Origin of the sequence: Mucilaginibacter sp. KACC 22773 (genome assembly GCF_028736215.1) — a bacterium.
In the GTDB taxonomy this organism is placed as follows: Bacteria; Bacteroidota; Bacteroidia; order Sphingobacteriales; family Sphingobacteriaceae; genus Mucilaginibacter.
In genome coordinates this window covers 7,176,013-7,188,748 of the sequence record NZ_CP117883.1, presented here as the reverse complement: position 1 = coordinate 7,188,748, position 12,736 = coordinate 7,176,013, and the positions used below count along the sequence as shown (strand labels likewise).

6 protein-coding genes are annotated in these 12,736 nt (G+C 42.7%); 1 reads left to right on the top strand and 5 read right to left on the bottom strand.

Annotated elements, in window-relative coordinates; translation table 11 throughout:
* Positions 1-59 precede the first annotated feature (59 nt).
* Positions 60-3,269 carry a glycoside hydrolase family 2 TIM barrel-domain containing protein gene (locus tag PQ469_RS29760; protein WP_274210902.1) on the bottom strand — a complete coding sequence of 1,070 codons (3,210 nt, stop codon included), beginning with the start codon at positions 3,267-3,269 and terminating at the stop codon, positions 60-62.
* Positions 3,270-3,566: 297 nt separating this feature from the next.
* Here PQ469_RS29760 and PQ469_RS29755 point away from each other — a divergent pair, with 297 nt between their 5' ends.
* Entirely contained in the window at positions 3,567-7,745 is a 4,179-nt protein-coding gene (locus PQ469_RS29755) for a hybrid sensor histidine kinase/response regulator transcription factor (protein ID WP_274210901.1), read from the top strand.
* Between the two features lie 204 nt (positions 7,746-7,949).
* Here the strand turns inward: PQ469_RS29755 and PQ469_RS29750 are convergent, their stop codons facing one another.
* The 4 genes from PQ469_RS29750 to PQ469_RS29735 form a co-directional block, all read right to left on the bottom strand.
* Positions 7,950-8,552 (bottom strand): RICIN domain-containing protein, encoded by a 603-nt coding sequence (locus tag PQ469_RS29750; RefSeq protein WP_274210900.1) that lies wholly within the window; start codon positions 8,550-8,552, stop codon positions 7,950-7,952.
* Positions 8,553-8,563: 11 nt separating this feature from the next.
* On the bottom strand, positions 8,564-9,550 hold the full coding sequence (locus tag PQ469_RS29745; protein ID WP_274210899.1) for a glycoside hydrolase family 76 protein: 987 nt from the start codon (positions 9,548-9,550) through the stop codon (positions 8,564-8,566).
* Positions 9,551-9,921: 371 nt separating this feature from the next.
* Entirely contained in the window at positions 9,922-10,899 is a 978-nt protein-coding gene (locus PQ469_RS29740; protein ID WP_274210898.1) for a discoidin domain-containing protein, read from the bottom strand.
* 29 nt (positions 10,900-10,928) lie between these two features.
* Positions 10,929-12,719 (bottom strand): RagB/SusD family nutrient uptake outer membrane protein, encoded by a 1,791-nt coding sequence (locus PQ469_RS29735; RefSeq protein ID WP_274210897.1) that lies wholly within the window; start codon positions 12,717-12,719, stop codon positions 10,929-10,931.
* Positions 12,720-12,736: the final 17 nt, after the last annotated feature.

Sequence of the window (12,736 nt, the reverse complement as noted above, 5' to 3'; positions counted from 1 at the left end):
AGCAAATGATGATATCTGCTCCCCGCTTTTGCGTTACTGTAAACTATTTAATCAGCATCTTATTTTTTACTGAATAACTGAATTTGGTAGCTAAAGCTGGAATCTTTTGCATATACCCTGTACTGTTCCAGCGGACGTGGACCACAGCCATATGAGCCAACGCCCAACGTTTTATGACTTACGCATAGTACTGTGCCTTTGCTTTTTGGCAAATCTATCTTGTACTCCACGTCTGTCATTTCTTCATCACTGTATGGCAGTGCGGTTACCTGGGACAACTCACCGGTTTGTTTAACGGCTATTCCGGTACCTTTAGCAGTGCTCACATTAGCCCACCTTACATCTTCATGGTTGCCACAATCCATCGGTTTTTCATATGGGGTTTGCTGCTGCGTTATGGTACTTAAGTAATGGCCAACATCAAACCCACTCTTCCTGTCGGCATAGTTTTCCATTGGGCCGCGGCCAAAATATTCAAATCGATCCAGGTTTTGTTTCAGGAAAAAACGCACACCCAACCTGGCCAGCACCAATTTAGGGTCGGCATTAAAGCTCACGTTGTTGTCAGCTTTAATTATGCCGATACCATTTATAGTATAGGTTACCTGGTGACGAACAATAAAATCATGTTTACCTGTTCCCGTAAGGTTTACCTTTATTTCAACCTGGCCGGCAGAAAGCCGGGTAACTTTTACCAGGTCAGTTTTCCAGCTGATCTCTTTCAGGCCATATTTAACCCAATCGTCATAAGCCCACATATCGTCCTTACGGTGAGGCGCACGCCACAGGTGCAACATAGGGCCGCCGTTATCCTGTAAAACATTTTCGCCGTCTTTCTCCATCTTCGAAAAAGTGCCTTTTTCCTTATCAAACTCCAGGCTAAAACCATCACCTTTTAACCTGATATTATTACCGGCATCTGATAAAGTTAGTTTACCTGTTGCAGGTTGTGTTTTAACAGCCGGGATACCTATAGGTAGTTCCAATTGCTGTGCCGCAACCTCAAATCCCTTTTTTGCCCACATTTTATCGGTAGTCAGGCTAAACGAAACCCTCAGGAAATATTCTGCTCCGGGTTTAGGTGTAACATTATAGGGAACCTTTACATCAAGCTCTTCACCCGGCTTAATCTCCTTAAGCGCTAAATGGCCCAACGATACAATTGTACCATTTTCAGTTACTTCCCATTTGGCGGTTAAGCCGTTCAGGTTAATAAACTGGTAGCGGTTTTTAATGGTAACCAAACCGTTCTTCAGATCTTTCGGATGAATGCTGATCCACTGGTACGCATGTTTTAACTCGGGATAGTGCGGTTTTAATGATCTATCCGAAAACACAACGCCTTTATGTATAAAATACTGATCATTCGGGTATTCGCCAAAACCTCCTCCAAAAGCAGTAATTGGGTGCTTCGGGTCCCGGTTGTTGTAGATACCCTGATCCTGCCATTCCCAAATAGCGCCCCCTAACAATTGCGGATATTTGTCAAACAAATCGTTATAAATATCAACTGAACCCATAGAATTGAACATAGCATGCGCATACTCGCACAAGTAAAATGGCTTGGTTAAGGTTTGATCATTTGCGTGCTTTTCCAGGTTCTCCACATCGGTATACATTTCGCTGTCCATATCGGCAGGGTTATTTTTACCAATACCAAAACCCTGGTAGTGCGTTGGACGCGTGTCGTCAATGCCTTTGATCACTTTCAGTATCGCCCTGAAATTTGAGCCGCCGCTACCGCATTCGTTACCTAACGACCAGATAATAACCGAAGGATGGTTTTTGAAATTCTCTACATTGGCAACGTTCCTATCAATCAGTGCGGCTTTTATCCTGGGCTCCTCATTAAATTCATCCCATGCACCATGACTTTCCAAATTGGCCTCGGCAACAAGGTAAATTCCGTACTGATCGCACAATTCATACCAACTTGGGTCGTCAGAATAGTGGCAGGTGCGCACGTGGTTACAATTGGCTTGTTTAATGAGCACAATATCCCTTATCATTTGCTCCTCGGTAACCGCATGGCCATCATTCGGCCAGTTTTCATGACGATTTACCCCCTTTAGTTTAATTGGCACTCCGTTAACCAGGAACAAGCGGCCCCTGATTTCAATATTCCTGAAACCGGTACGTGACGACATGGTTTCTACGGTGTTAACGCCGTCATTTATTTTCACAACGGTAGTGTAAAGCTTTGGCGTTTCGGCGGTCCATTTTTGCGGGTTGTTTACATGGAAACTGGCTTCAACCGTTACTTCCTCACCGGGCTTTAAAGCCGGGATAGTTTTTTTGGCGATTGCGCCCGGTACAGCCACGGTACCGTTGTATAAAGCAACGTCCAATAAACGAGCTTTAACCGGCGCAGTTCCGTAGTTTTTTATTTTGGCCGATACCAGTACATCGGCATCTTTATATTGTTTATCAAGATTGGTTTTTACAAAATAATCCCTGATATGTTCCTGCGGACTGCTCCACAGCGTTACATTCCTGAATATACCGCTTAAACGCCACATATCCTGATCTTCAAGGTAACTCCCTGTAGTAAAGCGGTAAACTTCAACAGCTAAAGTATTTTTCCCTGGTTTAACGTATTTAGTCAGATCAAATTCGGCGGCGTTACGGCTGTTTACACTATAGCCCACTTTTTTGCCGTTTACCCAAATAAAGAAACCGGCATCAACGCCATCGAAGGTTATAAAAATACGGCGGCCGTTCCATTCAGCGGGCACAGTAAAATCACGGCGGTAGCTGCCTACCGGGTTCCTTTCTTTGTAGGCAGTATATTTTACAGGCGGAGTGCTCATCACTCTAGGAAAATCTTTTTGGAAGATATAGGTATAGTTGCTGTAGTAAGGTGTACCGTACCCCTCTACCTGCCAGTTTGATGGTACTTTGATGTCTTTCCAGCCGGATACATCGTAGCCTGGTTTATAAAAATCGACAGGACGTTTTTGTGGCCAGTCAACCCAGTTAAATTTCCACAAACCGTTCAGGCTGCGGCTAAAAGAAGATGCATGCCTGTTTGCAGCCAATGCCTCTTTTAATGAACCATAGGGCATAAGCGTGGCATGGCTTGCCTCTTTGTTGATGCCAATATTTTCGGGGTCTTCTATCTCTTTTGGAACTGAGGCAGTATCTGATTTCGAAAGGCCATTATCCGGCTGCTGCTGAAAGCCTGAGCTTATTTTATAACTAAAAACAAACGCAACGATCAATAAAGCCGGGGCAAATTGTTTATTAAATGGAGATTGGTACATGGGCATTTATAATAGTTTAAATAGGTTAAGCTTTGTATATTGATTAAGGGCAAAGAAATATAAATTTCATGCTTCAAAATTGTCATTATATGCATATTTATTGTCACATGATACATTTCAGAGCGGATGCTTTCAATTATCCGGCATATAAAATCATTTTTGCGAATAGAATATTTCTGTACGTAAAAAACTGCTGCAAAGGCCGTAAATTCGGGTGATAACATAAAATCAATTATTATAACAGGCACCCTTTTGCCTGCCGAACAAAATGTACTTTGCATTAGCTGGTAAACTGAGTAATAAATGAATGTAAACAACCTGTTTTGGTTAAATAAGCATACGTGTGTAAAGGCCCTGTTACTTATTTTTTGCTATTGCCTGTTACTGCATAGGGCCTTTGGCCAGGCATACCCTTATAAATTCAATTATCTTACTGTTGATGAAGGCTTGTCACATACCGACGCCAACGATATTTTGCAGGATAAGCGGGGCTATATTTGGATTGCCACTCATTTCGGGCTCGACAGGTTTGACGGCTACACGGTTAAAAAGTTTTACAATGTCAACGAGCCCCTTAATAACTCCTTCAAAAACCGCATCAAGTGCCTATATGCCGAAGACAATGGCAATATATGGCTCGGCACCGAAGGGGGTATACAATGCTTTGACCCCAAAACAGAAAAGTACCTTGATTTCAGCGAGGCAAACAAGCAATACATCCCCACTTTTGATAAGATGTTTAAACCGGCCGGCAACCGGATATACGGCTTTATGGGCGATCGGATAAAACTGTATCAGATCAAAGACAATATTCTTACGGAGCAAAAGCTGAATTTGCCATCTGGGGTAGTATTTTCAGATATAACATGTGATAAAAACGGCCTTTTTTACCTAACCAGTAATAAAGGCCTTTGGACACTTGATAAAAACAATCATTTTAAAAATCTGCCAATAACAGCCCTGCCAGATCAGCAACTCCATTGTATTTATTTTGATAACCGGAACCATATTTTGTTAGGATCGGGCAATAAACTATTCCTGATAGGTATCGATGCAAAAAATTCCGCGCAGGTTAAAAGTTTAACTTTTGTTAAACAATACACTACGGTAAACAAAGACCAGATTTGGAATATTGCAGAAGCAGGCACTTCTGATTACTGGCTGAATACCGGCGCTGACCTGATCAGACTTGATGTTAACCTAAACCTGTTACAGGTAGTGAATAATAAAGGCCCGCAGCGAGGCTTAAACTCCAACTCGCTTAACAAAATATTTATCGACCGGAGCGAATGTTTGTGGATCTGTACTTTCGGCGGCGGCTTAAACTACTGCGATCTTCACGAAAAACTATTCTATACACTGCAACATAACGCCGAGGCTAAAAATTCACTGGCGGACAATCATATCCGGTCTGTACTGGCCGACGGCGACAGGCTGTGGATAGGCACTACATCCCACGGCCTCAACCTTTATAATTTAAAAACGCAAACATTTACTTATTACAATACTCACAACTCGCCCGTAAAATTAAAGAACGATGCGATAACAGCGCTGACGCTTGATAACGATCATAATTTATGGATAGGCAGCGCACGTGGCATCCAGGTTTTAAAGCACAATGGCACAACGCTTTGGCAACCCCGCTCCTCTGATAAATTCCCGGATTATGTGATAGATACCTTTACCAAAGATTATTATGGAAACATTTGGTTTGGTAACCACCGGGATAGGTGTGGGGTGGTGTGGAAAGATGAAAAAAACTATTACCATGTAAAATACTATGGTGTTGGCTTTTTTATTTTTGCTGATACCAATAAACCTCAATTACTTATATCCAGCACACAGGGCTTAAAACGCCTGCTGGTTGATAAACAAGGAAATATAACCCAAAGCTTTGGGTACAGGGCATCAGCAAAACCAAACTCATTAAGCTCAGATTATACTTACCCCATAGTTAAACAAGACGACAGCAACTATTGGATAGGCACCATCGGCGGTGGGCTCGATAAACTCACTATAAATACAGGCACCAACACATTTTCCATTAAAACCTATGCCGGTGACTATGGTATTTTTAATGATGTAGAAAGCATGGAAATTGACAATGCCGGAAACTTATGGATGGGCGGCAACGGGCTTGAGTGCTTTAACCCTACAACCGGCAAACTGATTAGGTATGATAAAAATGACGGATTGCAGGGCAACAGCTTTAAGGTAGGATCATCATATAAAGGTACCGACGGCAGGTTGTATTTCGGGGGTATAAACGGCCTCAATTATTTCTATCCAGACCAAATTAAACCTAACAGCATTGCCGCAAAACCTGTATTAACCGACATTTTAATTAATAATAAGAAACCAGACTTTGGAAAACCCGGTATATCACAGGATTTCATTCCCCAGGCTATCGGTTATTGCGATAAACTAACACTTAATTACCTGCAAAATAATTTCCAGATCTTTTTTTCGTCCATGCATTTTGCCAATCCTTTAAAATGCAGATATCGCTATAAATTAATCGGTTATGATAAAGACTGGAAATACACTGATGGAAAAACGCCCTCAGCCGCCTACAGCAACCTTGATTATAGCAGTTATCGCCTTATAGTTGAGGCCACCAATAATGACGGCATATGGAGCAAAAACCGGGTTGAAACAGATATCGCCATAACCCCACCCTGGTGGAAATCGGGCTTTGCAAATGTGATTTATATTTTGTTGATACTATCAGCCCTTGCCGGTATTTACATATACCAGGCCCGCTGGTACCGCCTTAAAAGGGAAATTGAAATTAACGCCATAAATGAAAAAAAACGGGAAGAAATGCACAAACAACGCGAAGAACTTTACCAGCAGCAACTAATGTTCTTCACCAATGTATCGCATGAGTTTCGTACGCCTTTAACCCTGATACTTGGGCCGCTTGAAAGTTTGATGGGCCAGAACAAAAACCCGGCATTGGATTATTCATATCAACTCATGTTCAGGAATGCTAAACGGCTTATCAACCTCATTAGCGAGCTCATGAACTTTAAGAAAGTGTCTGACAGCGTTATAAAGCTACAGGTGCAGCCGCTGATTGTGAACCAGTTTTGTAAGGATATGGCCTGGGAATTTCAGAATTTGTCGGTTAGCAAAAGCATCCGCTTTGAAATGACCGATCATACCGAAAACCAGGTATTACCCGTAACAGGCTATTTTGACGTACAGATATTAGAAAAAATCCTCTTCAACCTTTTAAATAACTCGTTTAAGTATACGAATAGCGGCGGCAAGGTATCGTTCGATATTTTTTTTGATATGGATAAATTCAAACCGGCTTTTAATACCGGCTTTGAGCTGTTGAATAAAGATCACCGGGCAAAAAAATACATCTATTTTCGTGTAGCCGATACCGGAATAGGTATCTCCGGTGAATCTATCACCCGCATTTTTGATCGTTATTACCGTATAAGCAAAAGTCATTTGGGCTCGGGCGTGGGTTTAGCGATGGTTAAAAGCCTTACTCAATTACATAAGGGAGATATTTACGTTTATAGCGAACGTTACAGGGGCACCGAAATCATTATTGGCATACCCTGGGGCGGTGAAAACTATAATGAGGCCGAAAAATCAGTTTCCAGCACCGAGGTGGAAACCCGACTTGAAGCGATAGATAACGCCATGGCGCTACCTTTACCCGAACAGGAAAATAATGATGAACGTTCTGTTTCAAAAATGAGAAAACGCATTTTATTAGTTGAAGATAACCAGGAACTGCGAACCTTTTTAAAAATGGCCTTTGAAAACTACTACGAAGTTTATGAAGCAGGGGATGGTAACTCGGCTGTTGAAATAGCAACCGAAAAGGTGCCGGATATGATCATCAGCGATGTAATGATGCCCGGCATGAATGGCATTGAACTTTGTAAACTTGTGAAAGAGAAGTTTGAAACAAGCCACATTCCTTTTATAATCCTATCGGCTAAGGATGCTTTAGATGCTAAAATTGAAGGCATGGAATCGGGTGCCGATTTTTATTTTGCCAAACCACTCAGTGTTGATCTTTTGTTGCTAACCGTTAATAATATTTTTGATCAAAGTGAAAAACTGAAACAACGTTACGTCAAGGACTATCTTTCGGAAGCAACAGAGCTTGTACATTTGGAAAAAGACAAGGAATTTTTTCAGAAGCTTATCGCATTGATAGAAAATAACATACAGGACCCCAACCTTGACGTCGACTTTTTATGCAAGCATTTATATTTAAGCCGAACCAAACTATATCAAAAAATCAAAAGCATTTCCGATCAATCAGTAGGTGATTTTATTCGCACTATACGGTTAAAGAAAGCCGTGCAGATTATGACACACGAAGATATTACCATGAACGAGGTAGCCGATAGGATAGGCTTGCAAAGTAATTCGAATTTTTCGAGGGCATTTAAAAAAGAATACGGTAAATCGCCAATGCAATTTATGCAATCATTAAAAAAAAGCTAAGCTGGTTTGTGGCCTGTTGCATTTACCTTATAAATTTTATTTATTGGCTAAAATAAACTAGATAATTGAAGCAAAACCAAAGGCTTTAGCCAAAATGCCGGTTGAGCATTGAGACCAAAGCCTGGAGTTATTATTTTATCATTGCTACAACGCCAACGGCAGCTACCCCCCGTCTTTTTAAAAGTAGCGTACCCGCAATAGATACTATTGCAGCTTCCAGCGCTGGGCAGCCCCACCATTCCAGCCCCACTGTACCAGTTTGTAGCCGTTTACCGATGAACTTGAATTATCAAGCACACCACTGCTTGCCTGGTTCCATATTTTGTAAGAGCCGTCAGATTGCTTATCAACCCACCAACGCTGATTGGTATTTCGGCTTGATGGATATTGAATAAGCTGCAAGCCGTTGGTAGTAGCTCCTCCCGGTACATCCAGGGCCATCCAGCTGTATTGGCTGATGATATTCCATGAACTATCTTCGTTTTGGGTAAAATTCCATTTTTGGCTAAGCCCGTTATTTAAGCCCCACAGCACAATACCCGTTCCGCTGCCACTCTGGCTGGCGTTATCAACAGCTATGCCATTTTGATTACTTACAATAAAATGTGTACCGGCAATATCGTCGGGTATTGTGGCCGGCGTATATTGTAGCCATGCTACTGCACTGGCAAACTTGCTTGTTGCCAAACTATTATCAACCGGCGTTTGCTGATCCCAACCGTTCCAGGTGATATTATAATCGGTACGGCGGTGGCTCCAGATGGAGGTGGCATTTTGTAGCATCCAGGCATGGTAAGTGCTCCACATGCGGTTATCTCTCACAAAGTGCCCCACCCCCGGGCAAATTCGTCGCCCCAGGTATTGAGGTAACTGGCGCTGTTGGTAATAATACCGTTGGTGGTCATGTTATTTTTAACATAATCAATAGTGCGTTTGGCATCGTTGTAATAATTTATGTTGCCGGTAATCTGATAAAGTAAATTGGCATAGTCAACAAATGTACCCTGGTTATAAACCGCCAAACCCTGGTTAACAACGTTATCACGATCTATACCTGTATATACCTGGCCTGTGGCTGAATTATATATGTGGTGCCATACCCAATCATAAATCTGTATAGCTTTATCCAGATATGCCTGCTCGTGAGTACTCTGATAAATATAACAAGCTACTTTCCCCAAACTGTTATTTGAAAGCGCCTCTTTACTTATCGACTCGCCGGCAGGTGTCATATCGGGTTGCTGCTCCCAAATGCCGCCTCCGTTATATTGTGTGTCCCAGCCACGGTTGTAGGCCATATTAAAACCATACTTGGCCTGGGTAAGAAAATTAGCGGTACCGGTAATTTGGTAGCCGCGTATCAGCGCAAGCGAAAACCAACCTATATCATCGTTCCAGCCGTCCCAGGTCCAGGGTGGAGGTGTATTTTGCAGCCAGGTGCTACACAGGTTATTTACTAATGTTTTATGTGCGGTGCTACCGGTACGTTCATAAGCGTCCTCGGCAACCAAAATATCTAACGATGCTACCCAGGTGCCATCAGCGGCGCCATCATTAATTGATTTTTTGTAATAAGTTTGTCCACCTGAGTTTACTAAAAATGCGCTGTTAAACGCATTAAAAGCTGCATCGGCATTGCCTGAGTTAGCCGAACTAAAATGAACCTCATGCTTTGAATCTGCTGTTGCTTGTTTTGCCTGCGGGGCTTCTGTTTTTTTACAGGCCGGGAACATGAGCATTACGCCCGCAGTAAGCGGGATTAGGCTCCGCATGACATTGCGGTTGTTTAAATGATCTTTCTTCATAAGATTGTTTTTATAGATTGTTTAAAATTGGATTGGTTATAATAGGGCATATGGGTTAAGGTATTTGGATATGGTGGCCTGGGCAGCTGTCTCGCCTATATTGCCTGCTTTATAGGGGGGGGTAATACTATTGTTTTTCTTAATTGCAGAAATCATTGCGATGAAAAATAATGGCAACAGCACAGCGCTACCTGGGTTTCCCAGGTAAAAAACATGTTTTTGATGTGGCGTTGTGCCTAAATTAAATTTCTGTTAACAAGCGCCACCCCTGGCATTTTTTGTTGTGGGCAGAAATGGGCTTTGTTACTAAACTTAAAACGGTAAACCCTATAGGTGGGCTATTTATTTTCCACCTATAGGGTTTCATTTTTTTAAAAGGCATTTAACTCCGCTATCTGGGTGTAAGATGCATTATAGGAAGAATTAACCGACACTTTAAAGTAACGGGCGTTTTTGAATCCGTTAGGCAAAAATTGCTTTTGCAGGTCCTTATTATTCAACAGATTAAATGTACCTGCGTCAACCCAGGCAACATTATCCAGGCTTACCTGTATATTAACCTCGTTGGGCTTACCGCCGCCATCGCCCTGCCTGCCTACAAATGACAGGCCGTGCAGCGTTTTAACCTCCTTCATATCAATAACTAAAAAATGGGGCGGCCCGGGCGATCCTCCCGACCACTGCGTGTGCCAAAAAGTGCCTGTATTGCCATCGAGCGCAAAAATTGCCCGGCCATTATTAGGTCCTTCGCCATTAGCCTCCTGCGAAGAAAAGCCAATGATGGCCCAGTTGGCGCGGTCATAATTGGGGTAATCGTTAAAATCGGGCTGGGCTTTCAGGATGTAATAGGTAGTACGCAGGGCCTCATTTACTTTTACAGTGGTATTGGTAATACTTACAGGTAAAATATAAGTTTTTAACGCATCCATTGCTCCCGCCCCACTGGTTTTTACGCTGATAGTTAGAGGAGTAGTTGTAACCATACCTTTAGGGATAATGGCAGATGTTGCAGATAGGGTGTAGCTATCGGCGGGTAACAGCGGGTAGTGTGTATTATTAACCATGTTAAAAGTATCTGCTTTGGTTTGTATTACCGCAAAACCAACGGGGATATCGCTGCCCGGGAAATCCTGCCCTCCAAAACCGGCGCCATAAATAAGCGCCTGGGCCGTATCTGTTATTTTAAAGATTTTAACTACCGGGCCATTTACCGCTTCGGGCATATATACACGGCTATAGCTTGCTACCGGCTGACTTGGCAATACTACATTATCCTTACAGCTCATTAAAAACATGCATTGTACAATACATGCCAGGCCAATGAATTTTAATATTTTTTTAGTTGTCATAACTTTTGTATTAAAAAATTAATGCGTTATTACCATCCGGGGTTTTGAACAATAAGCTTTGATCGGTCCATATCATATTGGCTTATCGGGAACCAATACGAAGCCGGTGCCCTGAAAAGATGCTTGCTGACAACTGTACGTTTATAAAAGTCGTCGCCATCTTTGTTCATGTTCATACCATGCATATCGCCCATAACCTGCGATGCTATTTTCCAACGGCGGATATCAAACCAGCGCAATGCTTCAAAGGCCAGTTCAACACGGCGCTCCTGCCAGATGCGGGCGCGCATATCTGCCTGGCTTGGAGGCAAAGGCAAGGATGCTGTGCCATATTGCGGCACCCCTGCTCTTTCCCTAATCAGGTTTAGGTATTTAACAATATCAGGGCTGCCGGGGCTAACTTCATTTAATGCCTCGGCATAGTTAAGGTAAACCTCGCCAAGCCTAAAGAGCGCCAGCGGACGCGCCTGTTGGGCGCCGTTACCACCAGAACCCGAATTGGTTTGGGTGCCTACATTTTTGCGTACCAGGTACCCCGTTTTTGTAAAATCAGTTGGGTGACCGTTTTTGCTATTTGGCCCGCTCACAAAAAAGCTGATTGGCGAGGCCGATTGCATATTACCACCTTGAAAAACGCTGTTATTATAGGTTACCGAAGCATAAAAACGGGGTTCGCGGTTTACATACATATTATAAATTTGTACGCCGTTAACCGTAGTATAGCCTGTTTCTGAATACAACGACGATTCCTGGATAGTTTTGCCATCGCTCATAAAATAGGCATCTACCTGCTCCTGCGTTACACCTATACCATCCCAGCCTCCGGCTTGCCTTGGCATGCAATGCGTATCCCAATTGGGCAGGCTATTGGCTTTCCGGTTAAATATTTGCTCCGAGTTCCACTGTTGTAAAAACACACCCTGGTATGATTTTACAGGGTTACCGCTAGGATCTTTATATAACTGATATAATCCCAGATCAATTACCGCTTTAGCGGCATCAGCCGCCTTTTTCCATTTTTGCACATCATAGCTTTGGTTAATAAATGGCTTGCCATCCGCAGTTTTAAATGAGGCATAATCTGTATTGCCGTTGTATAAGGGGCTGGCAGCGTATAATAACAGCCTTGCTTTTACGGCCAATGCCATACCAACCGTAGCACGCCCATATTGAACATCGCTTGCCTGCCCGTTATTTGAAGGTACAAGTGGCAGCACCGAAGCCGCTTTATCCAATTCGCTGCTTACATAATTTACACAATCATCATATGTACTACGGGGTAGCTGCATATCTGCGGCGCTGGCATCGGCAGGGATTTCCTTTTCGCCCACCAATACTACCGGGCCATACTGGCGCATCAACAGAAAGTAGTAATAGGCACGTAAAAATCTCGCTTCGGCTTTATACTGATCAATCAGTTGCTGTCCGTTCAGGGCCAGGATCTCGGCATTACCATCAATATGGTTAAGGAAATATGTAGCCGCCCTAATACCGCTGTAATAATAACCCCACCTGTCAAATATGGCGTTACTGGCGCCAATGTTACCAATATTAAGATCGTAAATAATATATTTTGACCATGTTACGTCAATTTCATCGGCATTGCCCATCCAGGGGTTTTGTGTCCACTGTTCTGATTGATCGTCTACATAGCTGTATATATTAGCCAGGTACTGCTCTGATGGTCCCTTTTTTTGAAACACTTGCTCGATGGTAACACGATCATTGGGCACCTGATCAAGATATTTTTTACAGCCACTGCTAAAAAGCAATACAACCGTTAACATTACAGCACTGTATTTTATGATAGTATTTTTCATAATTAATTATAATTGAA

Excerpts from the sequence above, each read along its gene's own strand:
- PQ469_RS29760 (WP_274210902.1), bottom strand. The coding sequence starts at position 3,269 with ATGCCCATGTACCAATCTCCATTTAATAAACAATTTGCCCCGGCTTTA.
- PQ469_RS29750 (WP_274210900.1), bottom strand. The coding sequence starts at position 8,552 with ATGTGGAGCACTTACCATGCCTGGATGCTACAAAATGCCACCTCCATC.
- PQ469_RS29735 (WP_274210897.1), bottom strand. The coding sequence starts at position 12,719 with ATGAAAAATACTATCATAAAATACAGTGCTGTAATGTTAACGGTTGTA.
- PQ469_RS29740 (WP_274210898.1), bottom strand. The coding sequence starts at position 10,899 with ATGACAACTAAAAAAATATTAAAATTCATTGGCCTGGCATGTATTGTA.
- PQ469_RS29755 (WP_274210901.1), top strand. The coding sequence starts at position 3,567 with ATGAATGTAAACAACCTGTTTTGGTTAAATAAGCATACGTGTGTAAAG.
- PQ469_RS29745 (WP_274210899.1), bottom strand. The coding sequence starts at position 9,550 with ATGAAGAAAGATCATTTAAACAACCGCAATGTCATGCGGAGCCTAATC.